Raw genomic sequence first — 19,432 nt, forward strand, 5'->3', positions numbered from 1 at the left:
GTAAGCTGCAGCAGAGAGACTCCATGCTTTTCGGCGATCAGGTCGAGCACTGCGTGAAAACGCGGTGCGCTATCGCTTTTCGGGAGAACTGCAGGATGCCACGGTGAAAAGACGAAACGTCATGCGCTGCCTTAGCAGCGCACCACTCCGCATGAAACGCGAATACACGAGCTTTTATGTGGGCGTTTCAGAAGATGCTGCTTTCTTTAGCGGCACTATGGCTGTGACGGATGGCTATCGGTCCAGTCAATGATCAGTTTTCGTTCGGCAAACAGCCATCGGTCCGCCTCACGAACGAACTTGTCATAGTAGCGGATGGACATGACCATCAGTGTGCGCTGTCCGTTCTCGACCCACAGGTGATGAGCGAGGCAGTAGGTCTCACCTACGGCACGAATCCCGTCGATCAGCAGAGCGCTTTGACCGTTGAAGTGGGTAGTCGCGTCATACTTGTTGAGGACGTCCAGGGAGGCAATAATCCCGGCCTGACCGCGAAGGACCGCGACCGGTTCTTTGGTCCCCGGTTCGCCTTCGTAGATCAAGACCGTTCCATCAGCAGTGAACAGGTTCGCCTGTTGCTCAGGTTTGCGACGGTCGGCACAATGGCCCCAGGCGTCGATCAACTCACGGATAGCAATACGGTCAGCTGCCTCGCCGGTAAGCGAGGACGCTTTGACCGAGGTGCTATACAGGGCATTGATGGAGAAGTCGTCAGTTGGTTGTGTCATTGTTTGCGTCCTTTTGTTCCTGTTCAACATCTGAAACAGGGATATCTATCGTTTAATTCACTTTATTCTTGCTCACACCTCCTCGATCAGATCAACGAGGCGATCAAGATGAGAGAACTTGGAGAAGCTCGACGTATAGTGATCATGATCGAGGAAGCTGTCTCTTTTCCTTGACCGGTCTGCTAATAGCATTCTTTGTTCAGCAGAGAGGGAAACACTACGATAGATGGTATGCCATTGACCGTCGCACCGGCATGCGAGCCGTTGAGTGACAACGCTCCGATGTTCTGACTCGGAAAGTCGAGGGTCGGTTCTGTCAGCTTGTCGAGCGTAGCAACGTGCGCAGGCGAAAGCTGCAGGTCGAGTGCAGCCAGGTTCTCATCCAGTTGTCTGGGCGTGCGGGCCCCGATGATGGTTGAGGTAACACCTGGACTCCCTTGCACCCATGCCAGGGCCACCGCAGCAATCGTCGTATCTAATTCATGAGCAATCTCGCCTAAGGTATCGAGGAGTTCATAATCTTTCTCCGTGAGGGATAGCATCCGTTCTCCTCTTCCTTTTGCTGTCCCTGCGTTCTGGCGGGTGTATTTTCCCGTTAACACTCCGTTGTTCAGGGGACTCCATGGAGCCACCGCCAGGCCAAGCTCTTGCGCCATCGGGATCAGCTCGCCCTCGACGGTTCGTTCCCGCAGGGAGTATTCGAGTTGCACAGCAACGATCGGTGCCCATCCCCGGAAATGCGCGATGGTCTGAGCCTGTGCGACTTTCCAGGCTGGGATATCGGAGAAACCGATGTAGCGTATTTTGCCTGCCGTCACCAGATCGTCAAGTGCACGCATCGTCTCTTCGATTGGGGTCAACCGATCCCAATTATGGAGCCAATACAGGTCGATATAGTCTGTCTGTAAGCGCCTGAGCGACTGTTCACATTGCTCTATGATGGCCTTGCGGCTCGCCCCGCCACCATTCGGATCTCCAGGATAGAGGTTGAAGAAGAACTTGGTCGCCAGAACGATATGATCTCGGCGCACGCGGCCCTTCGCGATGAAGTTGCCAATGATCTTTTCGGCATGACCATCGGTATAGATATTCGCGGTATCGATGAAGTTGCCGCCAAGCTCAAGGTAGCGGGTAAGAATAGCCTCTGCATCGGCAACACTGCTTCCCCAGCCCCAATCTTCCCCAAACGTCATCGTCCCAAGGGCAAACGGACTCACCCGCAGGCCAGATGTTCCAAAGGTAATATATGCGTTTAAAGGCATCGAACGTTCCTTTCTCTGTTTCATGAGTGAATAGATACTCATTAACTGTAGTAGTGGCACTGTGCATCGAGGTCAGCGACCACAAGGCAAACGTGATCATAGGCAACTATTCTCATCAGATCCTCTGGTTTCTGACAAACATTATTGCGCCGTGTAGCCGCCGTCCACGGGCAACGCAATTCCCGTGACGAAGCTGGACTGGTCCGAACAGAGCCAGACCACGGCGTCGGCAATCTCGCTTGCTCGGGCGATTCGCCCAATAGGATGAGCAGCGATTCTCGCGGCCATCATTTCGGGCGAGTGACCGGTCGCGATCAAAGGGGTGTCAACCAATCCCGCAGCGATTGCATTGACGCGGATGCCGTCGGGCCCGTAGTCGAGCGCAGCGGTTTTAGTGAGCCCCACCACACCGTGCTTTGCAGCCGTGTACCCGGAGAAGCCAGGCACGCCAACGAGGCCGGCGCCGGAAGCCAAATTCACGATGGACCCAAAGCCTTGCTTCTGCATCTGCTGCAACTCGTATTTCATACAGAGGAAAGTGCCTCGGAGATCGATGGCAATAACGCGATCGAATGTCTCGGTTGCATAGTTGCCCGTTTCCCGGGGGTCGTCTCCTCCGGTGATCCCAGCACTATTGATGCCGAAGTCCAGTCGGCCAGAGTCTCCGATGGCTGCCTGCACTGCGGCTTTCACAGAATCTTCATCCGAGACATCGCATACGACGTAACGGACTTTTCCACAGCTTGCTTCAATCTCGTGTATGGTCTCTTCGAGGGTACGGACCGTGCGACCGGCAATGGTGACGAAGCACCCTTTCGCAGCCAACTGGATTGCTGCTGCTCGTCCGATTCCTGTACCCCCGCCAGTAATCAGGGCTGTCTTTCCGGCAAATGCTTGTGCCATAGAACTTTCTCTCTTTTCCGTTTAGTTCGAGGTTGTCCTCCACTCTGCTTACAGTCTAAGCAGGAGACGTCAAGAAAACGTGATGAGCAACGTCATGGAATGTAGCTTGAAGTGCTCATGGACAACATTGCTCCGCGCACGTTAGCATTTTTCGCGTCTCATGAGAATGAAATATCATCAGCATGTAATACTTCACCTTTCCCACTCTTTTCTTCAGCAGGCCAGACGAAAATCAGATCCTCTGGCATGTTGATCAGCACCTCCTGCATATTCCAGCCAAGCAAACTCCGGAGTTGCGTTTGGAGCCAGCAATCAAACGGACGCCTGGAGGTTGCCAGCACCTTCAGGATGTGTTGAGAATCCTGGATCTCAAACGTCAGGAGCATGATTTCGCCGCTCTGATACAGTTGCACGAGCCTGACTTGGACCTGCGTAATCCCCGTTTGCTGGCTCAACGCCTCCCATTGCTCACGGCGTGGCCCGGCAAGTTCTTGATACAATCGTCGCCATCGCTCCTGGGTTCCCGGTCGCAGGAGGCAGGCTATTTGTAGTTGTGGCATACGTTATTCCTCCTCGCGCATGGTAGCTTCTTTGCATGCACCTCAGCTTCATCCAACGAGATCCACAAGATCCTGCACCTGGAGAGAAGGCCTTCTCGCTCCTGATAAGGATGGCTCCAAGTACATACATCCCGACGCTTTACCACTCCACCGTGATACTCAGTGAATCTTCTTTTGAAGCATCACCGCAAACGTTCAGGGAATGGCAACTGGAGACCTGGGCAAGAACTGTTTCGAGGTCAAATGGTTTGGCCAGAACGTGGCAAATGCCCATCCGAACGGCCTGGCAGAGCGCATCGTGATCTGTGCTAAGCACAACGATTGATTGTAACCATGCTTCTGTTTGCTGCCGTAATATCTGAATAAGTTGGAGTCCGTCCATCTGTGGCATGTTCACATCCAGCAAAACAGTCTCATAGCGGCCCCATTGGCGATCGAGTTTTTCCAGCGCCATCAGTCCGTCGGTGGCTGTTTCGACCTCATACATCTCATCCTCCAGCAATGCTCGTAAGATCGATCGTATGTTCTGATCGTCATCGACGACTAAGATGCGTTGCCTCATGGTTTTCCCTTTCATGGTTTATCTCGCAGGACTTCTGGCTCCTGCTTACATCGTCGTTTCTGGTACCAGTCTACTAAAGAGGTGTGAAGAAAGCGTTATGAGCAGCGTCATGACATGTGACTTGAAGTGCTGATGTCCAGGAAAATGTCGTCATCTTGTTCATCCAGTGAGGACGAAGCGTCACAGAAGCATGCGTTCGCCGTAGGGCAAGTTCCATCAGCCCGACCTGTTATTCCCGGGGAATCGCTCCTTGCTGACTCACATCCGCCTATTGGTCGCCTCAGGATGATGTTTTCTTGCATGATACAATTGTTCCAGGAGAAAGGGGAGAACGCTAGGAGCGAACACGAGTTGTTTCCCTGGTTCGCAACACAACAGCACCACGCATCTGTGAAGACTGCTGTGATACCGTTTCTATGGACCATTGCCTTCCCGTCATGCTACTTCTAGTAAGAGAGGGATACTATGGGCCTGTTACGACTGGCCGTATTTGGCTCTCCTGAAGTGTTTTCTAACAGCCATCGCCTCACCTTTGCTTTACGCAAAGCGCAGGCCTTGTTGTTCTATCTGGCCGTCGAAGGGGGCATGCATTCCCGGAGTAAACTGGCAGCCTTCCTGTGGCCTGACAGCACAGCCCATGATGCGCGTACCTCTTTGCGTAACGCCATCGCACTGTTGCGTACCTTGTTCACCGACGTTGAGGTTTCCTCATCCCCACAGAACCATTTGCTCATTGAGCGTGACCTGCTTGGTCTGGATCGGAACACCTCTTTTGAGCTTGATCTGGAGGTCGTGCAACGGGCCTACCAGGAGGCTCAGCGGTGTTCCACTGTCCCCGCAGAACCGCAACGTGTTACCCTGGTCGCGATGGTGCAGCAAGCCCTGGACCTGGTGCGCGGCCCTTTCCTGGACGGCTTCTGGTTGGGAGAGGACGCTCCCTTTGACGAATGGGTTCAGCAGCAACGGCAACAGTGGCAGGTGCGCCTGGTCTTCTTGCTGGATCGCCTCTCATCCTGGCAGGAGGTCGGTGGAGAACTGGAACAGGCATGTGCCACACTGACACGTTGGAACATGATCGATCCGCTGGCAGAAGGGGCCTACCAGCGTCTCATGAGGGTTCACTTGGCGCGTGGTGATGCAGCTACTGCTTTGCAGGTCTACACCACCTGCCGAACGCGCCTGGCCGAAGATTTGCAGGTGGAACCCTCGGCGGAGACGGTAGCTCTGGCCAGGCACATTCGCGCCAGCGCCACGCGCCCCCCTGGCCTCTCTGCGGCCCATGTTTCTGCTGAACAATCGATGTCAGGCGAATTGGTGGCTCCCCTCGTCGGGCGCGCTGGTGCTTTCCGCCAACTGAGCAGTCGTTTTCAGCAGGCACGGAGTAGGCAGCCGCAGGTCGTGGTGGTAGAGGGGGAAGCTGGCATTGGCAAAACGCGGCTAGCAATGGAGTGGATCGGCTGGGCAAAGGCACAGGGCGCCGAGGTCCTGCGTGGACAAGCTTTCGAGATGGGAGGACGGTTGCCATATCAGCCATTCATCGAGGCTCTGAGAGAGCGGCTGGAGGTGGAAAACGCTCCTGAAGATCTGCTGGAGGACGTGTGGCTGGCCGAACTTTCCCGTTTGCTCCCAGAGTTGCGGGCGCGCTACCCTGATCTTCCATCTCCAACTGAGGATGAGCTAACCGCGAAAGGACGGCTCTTTGAAGCGGTGGCGCGCCTCTTCGAGACCTTGGCCCAACGTACGCCGCTGGTGCTGCTCGTGGAAGACCTGCATTGGATGGATGAAGCCTCCCTCGAACTGCTGCGCTACCTGGGACATTCCTGGAGCAGGCATAACCCTCGAGTGCTGCTGCTGGGCACGCTGCGCAGTGAGGATCTGGAAGTGAGCTCACACCTGACCGATCTGAGACGTGACTTGCCGATGACGCAGGTGCTGTTGCAGATGTTCAGTCAGGAAGAGACTATCCAGCTCCTTGAGGCGCTGGTTGGAGAGGGAAAGAAGACCCCAGGGAAGAACAATGAGCAGGATGAATACGGTCCCGCAACGGTCCTCGGCGGCTTCCTGTTTGCCCATACGGGAGGACATCCGTTGTATCTCCTGGAAACCCTCAAACTGTTGCGAGAGCGGGAATGGCTGTTGCCTCGGTTAGGAACGGATGGCATCTGGCGGCTCGAACTGATGGTGGACATAGGCAGAGAGCGGCTGCGTCGCGAGCTCTTACCGCCCTCGGTGCGGGCACTGACACAGGTACGCCTGAGCAAACTTTCCGAACCTGCGCGCCGTTTGGTCATGGCCAGCGCTGTGTTGGGAACGCAGGCAACCGCCCGACATCTCTGGCAAGTGGCAGAGGTTGGCAGCCTGGCTGAAGAACAGACAACGCAGATCGCAGTCACAGCCCTGGAAGAGGCCATCAGCAGTGGCACGTTGCGCGAAGAAAGCACCGGGTCAGGCCGTCCAGGCAGTTATCGCTTTGCCCATGACCTGATCCGAGACGTGGTCTATACGGAAATCGGCGCAGCTCGACGGCAGGTCTTGCACCAGCGTGCTTTCGCCATGTTCGAGCGTGAGGGGGCACCCGCCTCTGAGCTCGCATATCATGCGAGGTGTGCTGATGATGCCGAGGCCGCCTACCGCTTCAACCTGCAGGCTGGGAGAGAGGCTGTGGCGGTCTTTGCCGTTGCCGACGCCATCGGATATTATGAGCAGGCACGTGCCTTGCTGCAAGAGCACTCGTGGCTTCAGACGGAGCTTGCAGTCTCAGCAATCGAACAGCTCTATGCCCGTCTCGGGCAAGCCTACGCCTTCCAGAGACTCTGGGAAAAGGCCCAGGAGGCGTACGAAGAACTCCTCGCGTATGGGCGGCACAAGCAGTTGTCCACATTGGTCAGCCTCACCCTCAACCGCCTGGCCATCCTGGCCATTCAACGGTCGTTCGACAAATCACTGGTGGACACCTTGCTCGCGGAAGCCTTGCAGATGGCAGAGGCAAGCCATGATCCAAAGGCGCTGGCGGAAACGGAGTGGAACTGGGCACAGATCACTGCCACCTGGGACGATCCGGAAGGGGCCTTGTCTCATGGAACGCACGCGCTCACTCTGGCACGCACAAGCCTCGACCCGGAGTTGGAAGCCAGAAGTCTCGCCTTGCTTGGATATATTCATCTTCTGAGAAGAGATTTTGAGGAGAGCATTCGCTGCTTAGAAGCGTCTCGTATGCTGTATACGTTTCTTGGGGCGAGCCTTTCGCTTCACAGGAATGGTCACTTCCTTCCTTTAACACAGGTGTTTCACTTACCCCATCCTTGACAAATCGCGCAACCGGTGCCTTTTATTGGGGAGTGCTGGCTTTCGTGCAAGTGCATACTGGACAGGGACGAGACAGCCTGCTCAGTGGGCGTCGGGCGGCAGCGCTTGCACAAGAGAGCAAAGACGTCTGGACCCCCATCATTAGTACAACTAGCCTGACTGCTAGCTTGTTGGATGCGGGAGCCTATGAGGAGGCGCTTCTGCTGACTCAACACGCCAGCGCGAGCGCCTGCACTCTTCCGTCAGCGCCTGTACTCCGGCTCTTTCTCATTGTTCGGGGAAGCACCTATCAAGCCTTGCAGCAATGGGAAGAGGCGCGTAGCATACTTGCAGAGGTGGTTGCTCTGGAATACTATGATGCGCCAGTGCTCTCGCAGTTGTGCATGCACTATGTCGTGGCAGGAGAGTGGGAGCAAGCCCACGCGTATGCCTTGCAAGCCATAGCTCTTCGGAAGCGTGCTGGCAAGGCATTGATTTGGCTGGATTTCTTCCCGCAGTATGAGATAGAGGCCTTACTGCGCGCGGGAGATGAGAAGCTGGTGCGAGAAGAAGTGCAGCGACTGGGGGCACGCCTTGGGGCCAATCGGCGCTTCCGAGTTCCCTATCTCCGGTCATTGGCGATCTTGAGCAGATGGGAGGGAAAGAGGGAGCAGGCCATGAATCACTTACGAGAGGCAGCAGGGTTAGCTGAAGAGATCGGCTTGCCAGCCGAGCAATGGCAAATCCAGGCATTGCTCGGCGACCTACATGAGGCAGGAGGCGAACTCGCGCAAGCAGGCACGGCCTTTGGGAAGGCCGCGACGATCCTCCAGAGGCTGGCTGAGGACATCAAAGATGAGACATTGCAGGCGCGCTTTCTTGCCGGGCCACAGATTCGTCCGGCGCTTCAGCACGCGCAACGTCTTGCAACTCACTCGATTACGGACGCCCACGCAATGCCGGATGAGTGTTGATCCCCCGACGTTCAGTGCATCAGTTGATGACAAGCGGAAAAAGGAGTTCTTCCTACGAAGCAGGGCGGTTCTGTCGGCAAAAGCAGTGAATGCAGATGGGAGCTTCATCATCTCCGCGTCCTGGGACCACACCCTCAAGGCGTGGGACGCTGCCACCGGAAGCGAACGCCTTACCCTCTCTGTCCATAGCGATAGGGTTCACGGCTGTGGGATGAGTGGAGATCGCCTGATTGTCTCCGCTGACTGCACCCTCAAAGTGTGGGATGTGCAAACAGGACAGTGTTTGCTGGCCTTTCCGGTGGATAGAGTGCTTTCTGGCTGCGCCTTTCATCCCGATGGAGAACATCTGGTGGCCTGTGGATGGCGGGGTGTGTATTTCTTGAGGCTGGTGATGTAATCAGGCGCCATATATTTAGCACCCATACGCCACAAAGGATGAGATAAACAAGTGCGGCTGTCGTGTTCCTCCGCTCAGCCCAAGGCTCGGCCCATCACTCAGCCCATAGCGCAATTCTAGGTACAGCCCAACGTGCAAATCATAGATCAACAATACAACAAATCCGGCGATGATTCCCGCACTGAGGAGACTGAAGAGTAACGTGTTACGAAAGGAGGGATGGAGTCGGTACAGGCCAGTAAGGTTATCATCCAGAGCAAAGATGCTCATTTGTTTTGCCTCAAAAGAAAGTGCCTTTACAGAAACCCTGTAAAGGCTGGTTCCACCTGATTTTTTTAGGCGATATCGTTGTGCTTCACCTCCTGTCTTCCGTTTACATAAGTAGAAATTGTAAAACTGTTTTTGAAATAGAGGGAAGAAGGATGCAGAAAAAACGCCGTCTTTGGAAACAGCGTTCTTTTATCACGACTCTTTGTGCTTTTATGCTTGGACTAGGTGTTGTGGGATATCTTCTGTATCTCGGCTATCAAGTTGCATGGACAGGGTTTTCTGTTCCTGCCTGTCCTTTCAACCAGCAATGTTCATCCAACAAAACCTTGTGGGACTGGTTACAACTCTTCGTGGCACCATTAGCTTTAACTGGTGCTGGCCTCTGGTTTTCACAGGTGCAGAAAAAACAGAATTAGACATTGCCCAGAAGCAAAAAGAACATGATGTGGAAATTGCGAAAGATGCTCAAAGAGAGGCGCTTCTACAGGCCCACTTAGATCGTATGACAGAATTACTTTTACGAGAGAGCTTACGAACAGCTCAGCCAGATTCAGAAGTTTGTAATGTGGCACGGGTGAGAACTCTCACCATCTTAGGTCAGCTAGATACTTCTCGCATCAATCATGTACTTTCCTTCTTACGAGAAGCAAAGCTCGTTACATCTCAACCCAAATCATACAGCGCGGTATCGGGTATGAGCCACCATACACTTGAGATGGAACCAATGACCACGTGTGTGGACGGAAGCAACATTTTGCTCCCCAGCTTGTTGGGGATCCGAAATTACCAAAATTTGGTATTCTATTATTTGTAGAATTACCTGTTCAAAAAAACTAGGATGGCAAACCTGATCTGCAGGGGCGGTGTTCCAAAAATATTTTGAAGTTAACGATCAGGAGATCTCTGACACTTTTGGCAACGTATTTGAGCTATGTAGCTCAGTTTTTCGAGAAAGAAAAAAAAGACAACTTCCGAGAGAAAGGAGGAAACCGATCGGTGCAAGCCAGAAGTTTGGACCAAAAGAGTTTTCAACAGTTCTCAAAAAGAGAGGAGAATGTAGGCAAAGCGTGGCAAGATGCCCATAAAGTACCTTCTCATAGACAGATGCGAAAAAACGTTCTATGCTAGAAGCAATGCGAGGTTTTGACATGGGATTGTCAACTTGGTAACGTAGCTGAACACTGTGCTAAGATAGCCTCATGAAAATACGCACCACTGCACCCGACTACAAAGGCTTTCGCTTCCCATCTGAGATTATCAGCCACGCGATTTGGCTGTATTTCCGTTTTTCGCTCAGTTTTCGTGATGTGGAGGAACTTCTGGCACAACGCGGGATTGTGGTCACCTACGAAACCGTACGTCAGTGGTGCTTGAAGTTTGGGCAGACGTACGCCAACGAACTCCGCCGGCGCCGCCCTCGGTGTGGGGACACGTGGCACCTGGACGAGGTCTTTCTCACAATCGGGGGAGAGACACTATTTGTGGCGAGCAGTGGATCAAGACGGCAACGTGCTGGATATCCTGGTGCAAAGCCGCCGTAACAAAAAAGCAGCCAAACGTTTCTTCCGCAAGCTCCTCAAGGGACTGCAATACGTCCCACGCGTGATCATCACCGATAAACTGAAGAGCTATGGAGCCGCCAAACGCGAGATCCTGCCTGGCGTGGCACATCGGCAGCACAAAGGCTTGAATAATCGAGCGGAGAACTCACACCAGCCCACGCGGCTGTGCGAGAAGAAAATGCGGCGTTTCAAATCAGCCAAACACGCGCAACGTTTTCTCTCGGCTTTCGGCATCATTTCTGGCCACTTCCAACCACGAAGGCACTGTTTGCGTGCTGGAGAATATCGTGCCATTTTACAGACCCGATTCCAGACCTGGAATGAGGTAACCGAAACAAAAACTGCGGCATAGCACTGCATTGTTCACTCCTATTCTTCTGCTTCTTTTCTTTCCCTCGCCCTTCTTTTTTGCAAGCTCTTCCATTATTTCTATAAGTTGACAATACCCTCTGGAGACGGTGGTGGACTTGATCACTCAACTGGCTTCTGCCTTACAGTTGCTCATGACCGCCATCTCGTGCATCGCGATGTGAAGCAGGAGAACATGCTTTGCCGCACGGATGGCACGGTGTTGCTCAGCGATTTTGGCATTGCTTCGGTGGCTCACGCCTCTAGTTCAGCCTGCGCCTACCAGGACTTTGGTGGAACGCTGCCTTACATGGCTCCCCAACAGCACGCAGGCAAGCTGCGACCGGCAAGCGATCAATATGCCCTGGCGGTGGTGGTCTATGAATGGCTAGCAGGGGTGCGTCCCTTTCAAGGGACAATGCCAGAATTGGTGTCTCAGCACCTCCACGCGCCACCGCCGAGGCTTGTAGATCAGGTGCCCACGCTGCCAGCCTAGGTGGAACTGGTGGTGTTCAAAGCCCTTTCCAAACAGCCCCAGGAGCGCTTTGCCCGCGTGGAAGACTTTGCTGTTGCCCTCCGGGCTGCCAGCCAGAGGCGTGTTGCCCCTCCCCAACCCGCTTCCTCTTCTCCAGAACGTCCCGCACCAAAGCCTCGGATGTCACTCCTGTCAGACCAGGCAACCGAACCTGGGAAGGCAAGAGGAGCCTTCTCCCCATCTGCTGCGTTCCCTCCCCCGCCTCTTGCCAGCACAAGAGCAGACCAGCCAGTGCCAGGAGCGGTCCGACCAACCATCCCGTCTGAAGCTGACACGATCCCGGAATCTGGGTTTGCTGAGAGCACAGCCCCACTTTCGCCAGCACCCATACCTCGCCCGGCGCAGAACAGGAGAACACGAAACTGGCGTGTGCTCTTCACCTTCGGTCTGGTGCTCCTCGTCGCACTCAGCGGCAGTGGTCTGTGGTACTTCTGGTCTCTTGCTCAAATAGGAAAAGGAGTAGAACCATTTGTCCTGGGAAATCGATTCCGTTCATTCTACCGTTTCTTTTGCCGTCCGCCATATGATGGTCAGCACCGTTCGCGGGCACTTTAATGTCTTGCGTGGGCATCTCCATATTGATGAGGATAAACCAGCGAACTCCTGGGTGGAGGCCGAAGTAGATGCCACCAGCATTGATACTCATAATGACCAGCGTGATGCGCACTTGCGCTCTGCTGGTTTCTTCAACACCGAGATTTATCCTCTGATCACCTTTAAGAGCACTCTGGTTGAGCACCAGGATGGGCCAAACTACAAGATTACCGGCGATCTGACTATGCACGGAGTGACCAAATCGATCACCTTTGAGGCGGAGTACAGCGGCCAGAGTTTGATGGGTGGAGTGCAGCGCGCGGGTCTCACCGCGAAAACGAAGATTAACCGCAAAGAGTTCGGCATGAGCTTGGGAGCGGTTGCCGAGGCCGGGCAGGTCGCAGTGAGTGAGATGGTCGCCATTGAGATCGACTTGGAGGTTGTGCAGCAGCCCGCTGCGGAGGTTGCTGCAGCACAATAGCCGAGTGGCGTACGAGGCGCGAGCAAGATGCTTTCCTCGCATCTAGCAACCAACCAGAGATCTGGGCAGCAAGGCTGTCGAGGGTGCTGTCCAGGTCTTGGTAAATGACATCCGAAGTGTGCAGGTTTTGCCCTCCGACGTAAGCACTTGCCCTCCCATATGAGCACTAGTACACGCGTTTCCTGGAAAAACCGCTTCTCATCTAGGGATGCATCGGAGAAAGTTGTAAATAAACCACTCCTAAATAGGAGCGAACGATTTCTTCTGGCGATTACCTTGCCACTTTTCCCTTCGAGGTCCTACCAGGGGTAGAGCTACAGATTAGTAACCGTCTTTGTCCGAGGGGACTCTGGGCAATTGGAGGAAGCTCAGTGGTCTACGAACTACCAGCGCATAGCCACACTGGCATGCTGCTCCGCGCGGAGCAGCATGCCAGTGTGGCTATGCGCTGGTAACCGATACATGAGAGCGCTTGAGACCTCACGCGGATACGTTTCTCACGCAAATGGCTAAAAGTAAGATACGGTATTGTTTGTCAAGAGGGGTATTGCTCAGCTTACCAAAAATAAAAAAATATGTGGGATATGAAGAAGAAAACATTTTCTTCTCTTGATATGTCAAACTATCAAGCCGTTTTTTGTGCTCTGGCTGCATACAACGGATCAAAGTCCGCCTCGTTTTTGACGACCGCAAAGGCAATGTGTAAAAGCTTTCGCGCCGCAGCGCAGCGGGCGACCTTCATGGGTTTGCCTGCTGGTAAATACTCTACGAAGTGGACGGATTTGGCCCGCAAACGTGGAACATTGCCCTCAATCCTGGACACCGGGACAAACTTTTCTAGAAAAGCTGCTCCTCATCTGGCTTCTTTCATCGATGTTTTGTAAATGAGCGCTCTACAACTTCTTACCTCTTACAAAAGGCGCGTTGGGCAAGCACGTCAGGCAGTTCCGAAAGCTCAGTGATCTCGGCAAAAGGTTGTATGCTTGTTTCATTTCGCACTTGGTGACGATTCACCCAGATGGCCCGGGTACCGACTGCTTGCGCTCCACCTACGTCGTTGTGTAAGGAATCGCCAACATGAATGATCTTCTGAGGGTGTGTGTGCGTCTCAGAAAGGATCCGCTCATAGAATTCAGGCTGAGGCTTCTGTACTTGATAATCTTGGGCAAAAATCGTAAAAGCAAACAGACCTGGTAAGCCGTAGCGTTCTGGATAGGTGTTTCCATTGGTGACAAGCTTGAGACGATAGGTATCTTTCAACAGAGAGAGCGTCGGGAGCACATTGGGATACAACGTAATGGCAGCTTAGCACCCGATTGTTGGTGGAACCTCCTGGTCCAGGGCTTTCCAATTCTCAAAAGGGTGATGAAAAAGAAGAGTTTTCCTTGTAGAATACGAAAACCAAATCATCTCTCAAGGAAAACTCTGCATGGACTATACCACATTGACGCTTTCAACACGAGCGAAACATCCCCCAGAAATGGTTCCCGCAGCTTCGCTGTACCACACCTTGCAAGCCCTCTCAGACAAGAGACGCAAACAAGGAAAACGCTACGAATTGGCTCTGGTCCTTTCTCTGATTGTGCTCGCCAAGCTCGCAGGGCAACAGACACTCAGTGGAGCCACCGATTGGATTCGTCATCATGGCGTGCCTTTGGCACAGCGCTTTGGACTTCGTCGCCAGCAAATGCCATGCCAGATGACCTATTGCAATGTCCTGGCGATGGTAGACAGCAAGCATCTCGACGAGCTTCTTTCGGCATTTTTCATCCGTTGGGAAGCTCAGGCTCGATGTGGGGAGCAATCCAGTCGCCTCCTCATTCCAAGCCTACAGACCAATCACGCTCATGTCGCTGTTGATGGCAAAGCTCTACGGGCGACGAGCAACGAGGTCCATCCGGTTCACCAACTCAGTTGCTATGAAATGGCGACTGGCATCGTGCTTTGGCATTGCAATGTGCAGGAGAAGGAAAATGAGATCAGTGCCCTCAAGCCCTTGTTGGCGCCATCATGGGTCAGTGGACGCATTTTGACCCTCGACGCTCTGCATACGCAACGCGACCTCTGTGCGCAGATCCATCGCTTGAGAGGAGACTATCTCCTCATTGCCAAGGACAATCAGCCCACCCTCCAAGAGGATATTGCTGATTTGTTTGAGGACGCTTTCCCTGATCGGCGGCGCTGGAAGCAGGCAGAGACCTGGGACAAAGGACATGGACGATTGGAACATCGCCAGCTTCTCTCTAGCCCTGATCTCAACGATTGGTTTCGCAAGGACTGGGAAGGCATCGAGCAAGTCTTTCGCCTCGAACGAACGACGCGCATCCTGAAAACGGGAAAGCTTCGCCACGAAGTGGTCTATGGGCTCAGCAGTCTCTCGATGAGCAAGGCTCCTCCCCAACGCATGCTCCAACTCGCCAGAGACCACTGGGCCATCGAAAATCGGCTGCATCATCGGCGAGATGTCACTTTGGGGGAAGATCGCTGTCAAACCCGTACAGGATCCGTTCCCAGTTTGCTTGCTCAGCTCAATAGCGCCGTATTGAGTCTGATGGATCGCCTTGGCGTTCGCAATGTTGCTCGCCAGATGCGCTACTTGAACGCCCATGTTGATCAGGCTCTTGATCTTATCCTCCTTGGTCAATGTTCTGTTTATTAGAATTGGAAAGCCCTGCTCCTGGTCTGAGTTCGTTGACAGGACGGACGACATATTATAGAATGGACACATGGCGCTTAAACGAATGGACAACGTCGGCATCGTGGTGGAATCCCTCGATGCCGCTATCTCTTTTTTCGCTGAGCTCGGCCTCGAGCTCGAAGGGCGAGCCATGGTAGAAGGTGAGTGGGCAGGGCGCGTCACTGGACTAGGCGACCAGCGCGTTGAGATCGCCATGATGCGCACGCCAGACAACCACAGCCGGCTCGAGCTCTCGCGATTTATCACGCCTCCTGTGGTCGCCGATCACCGGAACGCCCCAGTTAACGCTTTGGGCTACCTACGCGTCATGTTTGCCGTGGACGACATCGACGATACGCTCGTCCGGCTCCGCAAGCACGGCGCAGAGCTTGTCAGCAGCGAAGTGGTCCAGTACCAAGACGCGTATCGGCTCTGCTACATCCGCGGACCTGAAGGACTTCTCATCGGGCTGGCCCAAGAACTCGGCTGAGTCGCCGCAGTTTCACGTGGATTGCGGCTGGACCAGCCGAGGCCATGGGCGTAAAATAGGAACAGAAGTAGGAAACCTCGCTACTGAGACCTGCGGTCTTGCGCCTTCTCGCTGATCGGGCGGTTGGTCAGGCTGCGTTGCAAAAACTCTGGGAAAACAAGAGGTGTGAACTCCGCTTCCTGTTCAGCTTAGGCAGCCACTCCAAACAGGTGGGCGGTGAAGGTGATCTGCTTGCTGATGTCTCCTTTGCTCACCCCTCTGACTTGCCCTTTCCGCATCATGTTCATCATCTCGTATCCTTGCAGTGTTCTCCAGGCTGTCTCGAACGAGAAAAAGCCCATCCCAGGCTTGGTCAACCGTTTGATACACCGATGGTCTTGTTCGATCAGGTTGTTGAGATATTTGACCTGTCTCAGTTCGACCGATGCTGGCAAGATGCCTGCGACTTTAAGATCAGCCATCGCTTTCGGATAGGCAGCGTTTTTATCCACGTTGATCACCCGAGGGGCTGACATGGTGGTGGGATCAGCCAGAGCTATGGACTGGGGCGCCTGCTTTTTAAGCGTGTCCGCTTGAGAAACCGAACGAGCAGTCGATGCGAGCGCTTTGAGGGAGAAGGCTTGGCGGACTGGGCGTCGCAAGTCGGACGCAAGAGGAACTCCAGAGTTTGGCCATCTGAATCGACGGCTCGATAGAGGTACATCCACACCTCTTTCACTTTTACATAGGTTTCATCGACACGCCACGAGTCATTGCAGGCTTTCAGATACGGCCGGCAGCGCTTCTCCAGTTCGGGGGCGTAGTGTTGCACCCAGCGGTAGATCGTAGTGTGATCGACATGCAACTCTCGCTCCTGCATCATCTCTTCAAGGTCCCGATAGCTGAGCGAATAGCGCAGATACCACCTGACGCACAAAAGAATGATGTCGGACTGGAAATGACTCCACTTGAACGGATGCTGCTCTGTCATAACGTGCCTCTTTCGCTCGTTTTCCTTTACTGTCGCAGATCAGCTTCCTTTTTTGCAACACAACCGGCCAGATTACACTCTCCGTGATCGTGCCCCAGATCTTGCCTGAGCTGCTGGGTGCCTTCCAGGAGCTCCATCCTCACATTAGCTTCCACCTCTTCCATCAGCGCACGCTGCAGGCGGTGCAGCAGCAATTGGAACGAGGAGAAATCGACCTATGCATTATCTCTCCTCCGCTTGAGCAGGAGAACACCGACTGGCAGGAGGGTCTTGGCTGGATTCCCTTGCTGAGTGAAGAGATCTATCTGGTGGTGCCGCTCGGACATCCTCTAGCCGGGCGGAAAAGCATTCACTTGTCCGAAGTGGCCCACGAGCCCTTTATCAGTTTGAAGGCTGGAGATAGCTTGCGGGAGCTGACCGACCGCTTCTGTCGCCAGGTGGGTTTTACGCCCAGGATCGTGTTTGAGGGCGACGAGACCGAGACGATTCGCGGCCTGGTCAGGGCTGGTCTGGGGGTGACGTTTATCCCCCGCCTCATGGTACGCAGTACCTCTCAACTCGCAGCACGAGCTCTTCCCATCGCCGAACCGCGCTGTCAGCGTCAGCTCAGGCTGGCCTGGCGCACCACGCATTACCTCTCGCAGGCGGCACAGCAGTTTCGAGCGTTCGTCATCCAGTATTTCCACCAACTTGAGCAAGAGAACCCGTGAATCCCGGTGCAGACTCCTGGACTTTGACCTTGGCTTCATTGAACAGATCGATGAATTGACACAGCGTGTTGAGGCGCTCGCTCATCAAGCGTTTGTCCTGTTCTACGCATAGCGGTCGAGAAAAATCATAGTTGATAAAGGAGTCTAGAATTGCAGATTCTATCTACAACAAGTAGGTGGCGCTAGCATGCAGTCAGCACCACCTACTTGTTGTAAATCTTGCTATTTCTCTGCTACAGCAATATTCACAAAGATTGAGCTACATGACAAAGGAGCTTGTGTCATGCTCCCGGAGATGGGGTGGTGGGCAAGGTAAAGCAAAAGGTGGCTCCCTGACCAGGAGCGCTCTCCACCCCAACGCTCCCCTGATGCTGTTCAATGAACACCCGGCACAAATAGAGGGCCAATCCGAAGCTCAGATCCAGTTCATGCTGGACGGCACTGCCTTTGGCGCGATAGAAGCGTTCCCAGATATGATCGAGCTCTTCTCTCGCAATACCCGATCCCTCGTTATGGACTGAGACACGGGCGAGCGCCTCCGTAATGCGTAACTGCACCACCATAGGCTGTCCTGGGGGAGCATAGGTGAGCGCATTCGTCAGGTAGGTGGTGAGAACGTGCTTGATTCGCTCAGCATCGGCGAGGATAGGCACGCCTTGTTCCAAAGGCGGAGCATCCAGTACGATGGTATGCTCTGGCGCAGCTTGTTGCTGCCCGGCTACCACCTCTCTGAGCAGGGTGCCCAGATCCTCAGGGTTCAAGGACAACGTGAGCATATGGGTCTGGATACGCGCATCATCGATCAAGTCATTGATGATACGCTGCTGAAGTTGGGCACTCTGCGAGGCGGCTGCCAGGGGCTGCTGAACATGGGCAAGGGGTTCGCGTATCTGAGCAGACGGAGGAGCGAACTGCCCTTTGTAGGTCTGCAATCGGCGCTGTGCTAATTGCAGATTGCCCAGTACTCTTGTCAGTGGGGTGCGCAGTTCATGCGTGGCCAGGGTCAGAAATTCGCCCGCCAGGCGACTCACTTCGCGCTGGGCAAGTGCTTTCTTCTGTTTCTCTTCCTGCTCGTAAAAACAGTGAATACCCTGCAATGAGCAGCATGGTCTGCGCGGTGACTGCTTTCACGAGCGCGATCTCCTCTGGCGTGTATGCTCCTTCCGAACTCGCTTTGACGACCATCAGCACACCAACCCGCTGCTGTTCCAGAAACAGAGGAAGTAACAGGATGGTCTCGGAGCCAGGGGACACGGGGTAAAGAGACGCCGGAAGAGGCAGCTGTTTCCCGAGACGTTCAATGGTGTGCACCTGATTCATCGCAATCACGACCTCCTGGTTGGCGCCCAAGCGAGCCCATGCCGCGTCGTCAAGCACTTCTGAGGGATGGAAGTATCCCCCGATGTCCCGATAGTACTGTTCTTGTTCAGCGGTATAGCCAGTTCCTGCGACATAATACAGATGGCCCGTTCGATGGCCGAACGCGAGCATATTCACCCGGTGACAATCTAGGACAGACTGGATGATATCCACTACCTGCTGGACCACATAGAGCACCGGAGACGAGAGGAGGAAGGTTTCTTCTGGCAAGGTGTAATCCATCTGCTCAGGAATCTGCGCGATCGCGGTGAGCAGGTCCAACATCGACTCGTGGGCACGTTGGAGGTGGGAGATTGCCGTACGTTCTTGGAAGACAAAGACGATTTCTTCCATACCGCGCTCTTGATCAACCACGGGAAAGGAGCGGACAGAGACTGAGATCTTGCGCCCGGAAGGGAGATCCAACAGAAGCGCCTGTTCTGGTGGGCTAGCTCCTGCTTTCCCAGCAAGAGCGAGGTACATCAGCCACTGCCCTGAGGCAACGGATGGTAACGGCTCACCAGAGTGTAGGTAGTGCTTGAGAAACTGCTGGTAGTCTTTTCCTTGACATTGAGCTTCGGAGGCCACTTCAAAGAGCTTGCAAGCAGCGGCATTGATCCGTACAATCTTCTGGTTATGATCACACGCCATGAGACCCTCTGGGAAAGACTCCCAGAGGGCTTTCAACTGGTGAAGTTGCACCTGGTCGTGGGGTGTGATCCTCAAAGAGCGGGAGTGAGGAATCGGCTTCCCTACAGGCGTTCCCCCCGTTTCAATGTGCGTTGTGTGACATGGTGCGAGCTTTTACCCACCTCAGAGCTTCTT

20 protein-coding genes and 2 pseudogenes are annotated in these 19,432 nt (G+C 54.2%); 11 read left to right on the forward strand and 11 right to left on the reverse strand.

Translation table 11 applies throughout. The features are described 5' to 3' along the window. Positions 1-215: 215 nt before the first annotated feature. The 5 genes from JMJ04_RS43490 to JMJ04_RS43510 all read right to left on the reverse strand — a co-directional run bounded on the left by JMJ04_RS43490 (position 216) and on the right by JMJ04_RS43510 (position 4,015). Positions 216-728: a nuclear transport factor 2 family protein gene (locus JMJ04_RS43490; RefSeq protein WP_201376617.1), complete on the reverse strand. Its 513-nt coding sequence runs from the start codon at positions 726-728 to the stop codon at positions 216-218. A gap of 182 nt (positions 729-910) precedes the next feature. Then, complete coding sequence (locus JMJ04_RS43495) at positions 911-1,990, reverse strand: aldo/keto reductase (RefSeq protein ID WP_201376618.1); 1,080 nt, start codon at positions 1,988-1,990, stop codon at positions 911-913. A 141-nt stretch (positions 1,991-2,131) separates the two neighbouring features. Beyond that, a complete protein-coding gene (locus JMJ04_RS43500; RefSeq protein ID WP_201376619.1) occupies positions 2,132-2,893 on the reverse strand; it encodes an SDR family NAD(P)-dependent oxidoreductase in 762 nt (253 codons plus the stop codon). A 158-nt stretch (positions 2,894-3,051) separates the two neighbouring features. Further along, positions 3,052-3,453, reverse strand: coding sequence for a hypothetical protein (locus JMJ04_RS43505; RefSeq protein ID WP_201376620.1), 402 nt, complete (start codon positions 3,451-3,453; stop codon positions 3,052-3,054). Between the two features lie 139 nt (positions 3,454-3,592). Next, positions 3,593-4,015, reverse strand: coding sequence for a response regulator (locus tag JMJ04_RS43510; RefSeq protein ID WP_201376621.1), 423 nt, complete (start codon positions 4,013-4,015; stop codon positions 3,593-3,595). A 465-nt stretch (positions 4,016-4,480) separates the two neighbouring features. On the opposite strand from JMJ04_RS43510, the gene JMJ04_RS43515 reads away from it, so the two are divergent. Genes JMJ04_RS43515 through JMJ04_RS43525 form a run of 3 tightly spaced genes read left to right on the forward strand, consistent with a single transcriptional unit; the run spans position 4,481 to position 8,671 of the window. Next, a complete protein-coding gene (locus JMJ04_RS43515) occupies positions 4,481-7,321 on the forward strand; it encodes an ATP-binding protein (protein ID WP_201376622.1) in 2,841 nt (946 codons plus the stop codon). Between the two features lie 44 nt (positions 7,322-7,365). Then, a complete protein-coding gene (locus tag JMJ04_RS43520) occupies positions 7,366-8,274 on the forward strand; it encodes a tetratricopeptide repeat protein (RefSeq protein ID WP_201376623.1) in 909 nt (302 codons plus the stop codon). After that, positions 8,264-8,671 carry a WD40 repeat domain-containing protein gene (locus JMJ04_RS43525; RefSeq protein ID WP_201376624.1) on the forward strand — a complete coding sequence of 136 codons (408 nt, stop codon included), beginning with the start codon at positions 8,264-8,266 and terminating at the stop codon, positions 8,669-8,671. The genes JMJ04_RS43520 and JMJ04_RS43525 overlap by 11 nt, the downstream gene beginning before the upstream one ends. Before the next feature lie 15 nt (positions 8,672-8,686). Here the strand turns inward: JMJ04_RS43525 and JMJ04_RS43530 are convergent, their stop codons facing one another. After that, positions 8,687-8,941, reverse strand: a complete 255-nt coding sequence (locus JMJ04_RS43530; RefSeq protein ID WP_201376625.1) for a hypothetical protein — start codon at positions 8,939-8,941, stop codon at positions 8,687-8,689. A gap of 152 nt (positions 8,942-9,093) precedes the next feature. Between JMJ04_RS43530 and JMJ04_RS43535 the strand changes: the two genes are divergently transcribed. The 3 genes and pseudogenes from JMJ04_RS43535 to JMJ04_RS43545 all read left to right on the forward strand — a co-directional run bounded on the left by JMJ04_RS43535 (position 9,094) and on the right by JMJ04_RS43545 (position 11,347). After that, positions 9,094-9,357, forward strand: coding sequence for a hypothetical protein (locus JMJ04_RS43535; RefSeq protein ID WP_201376626.1), 264 nt, complete (start codon positions 9,094-9,096; stop codon positions 9,355-9,357). Positions 9,358-10,140: 783 nt separating this feature from the next. Continuing rightward, positions 10,141-10,855: pseudogene (locus tag JMJ04_RS43540) on the forward strand (IS6 family transposase). A gap of 84 nt (positions 10,856-10,939) precedes the next feature. After that, complete coding sequence (locus JMJ04_RS43545) at positions 10,940-11,347, forward strand: serine/threonine protein kinase (RefSeq protein ID WP_268887437.1); 408 nt, start codon at positions 10,940-10,942, stop codon at positions 11,345-11,347. Here the strand turns inward: JMJ04_RS43545 and JMJ04_RS43550 are convergent. Continuing rightward, complete coding sequence (locus JMJ04_RS43550) at positions 11,344-11,766, reverse strand: hypothetical protein (protein ID WP_201376628.1); 423 nt, start codon at positions 11,764-11,766, stop codon at positions 11,344-11,346. The two genes, JMJ04_RS43545 and JMJ04_RS43550, sit on opposite strands and share 4 nt — an antisense overlap. Before the next feature lie 89 nt (positions 11,767-11,855). On the opposite strand from JMJ04_RS43550, the gene JMJ04_RS43555 reads away from it, so the two are divergent. Together JMJ04_RS43555 and JMJ04_RS43560 are read left to right on the forward strand one after the other, a co-directional pair. After that, a complete protein-coding gene (locus JMJ04_RS43555; RefSeq protein WP_201376629.1) occupies positions 11,856-12,401 on the forward strand; it encodes a YceI family protein in 546 nt (181 codons plus the stop codon). Positions 12,402-12,985: 584 nt separating this feature from the next. Then, entirely contained in the window at positions 12,986-13,285 is a 300-nt protein-coding gene (locus tag JMJ04_RS43560; protein WP_201376630.1) for a hypothetical protein, read from the forward strand. A 19-nt stretch (positions 13,286-13,304) separates the two neighbouring features. Here JMJ04_RS43560 and JMJ04_RS43565 read toward each other — a convergent pair whose 3' ends face one another. Next, a complete protein-coding gene (locus JMJ04_RS43565; RefSeq protein WP_201376631.1) occupies positions 13,305-13,694 on the reverse strand; it encodes an HAD family hydrolase in 390 nt (129 codons plus the stop codon). Positions 13,695-13,830: 136 nt separating this feature from the next. On the opposite strand from JMJ04_RS43565, the gene JMJ04_RS43570 reads away from it, so the two are divergent. Next, positions 13,831-15,060 carry an ISAs1 family transposase gene (locus JMJ04_RS43570; RefSeq protein ID WP_201369192.1) on the forward strand — a complete coding sequence of 410 codons (1,230 nt, stop codon included), beginning with the start codon at positions 13,831-13,833 and terminating at the stop codon, positions 15,058-15,060. Between the two features lie 67 nt (positions 15,061-15,127). Beyond that, on the forward strand, positions 15,128-15,568 hold the full coding sequence (locus JMJ04_RS43575; protein ID WP_236039133.1) for a VOC family protein: 441 nt from the start codon (positions 15,128-15,130) through the stop codon (positions 15,566-15,568). 188 nt (positions 15,569-15,756) lie between these two features. Here JMJ04_RS43575 and JMJ04_RS43580 read toward each other — a convergent pair. Next, positions 15,757-16,538: pseudogene (locus JMJ04_RS43580) on the reverse strand (IS6 family transposase). A gap of 83 nt (positions 16,539-16,621) precedes the next feature. Between JMJ04_RS43580 and JMJ04_RS43585 the strand changes: the two are divergent. Continuing rightward, complete coding sequence (locus JMJ04_RS43585) at positions 16,622-17,248, forward strand: LysR substrate-binding domain-containing protein (RefSeq protein WP_201376632.1); 627 nt, start codon at positions 16,622-16,624, stop codon at positions 17,246-17,248. A gap of 281 nt (positions 17,249-17,529) precedes the next feature. Here the strand turns inward: JMJ04_RS43585 and JMJ04_RS48485 are convergent, their stop codons facing one another. Together JMJ04_RS48485 and JMJ04_RS48490 are read right to left on the reverse strand one after the other, a co-directional pair. Further along, positions 17,530-18,279, reverse strand: coding sequence for a sensor histidine kinase (locus JMJ04_RS48485; RefSeq protein ID WP_307811823.1), 750 nt, complete (start codon positions 18,277-18,279; stop codon positions 17,530-17,532). Beyond that, positions 18,236-19,258, reverse strand: coding sequence for a GAF domain-containing protein (locus JMJ04_RS48490; protein WP_307811824.1), 1,023 nt, complete (start codon positions 19,256-19,258; stop codon positions 18,236-18,238). Before JMJ04_RS48490 ends, JMJ04_RS48485 begins: the two co-directional genes overlap by 44 nt. Between the last annotated feature and the right edge of the window lie 174 nt (positions 19,259-19,432).

It is taken from the genome of Ktedonobacter robiniae, from assembly GCF_016587375.1.
Classification (GTDB): domain Bacteria; phylum Chloroflexota; class Ktedonobacteria; order Ktedonobacterales; family Ktedonobacteraceae; genus Ktedonobacter; species Ktedonobacter robiniae.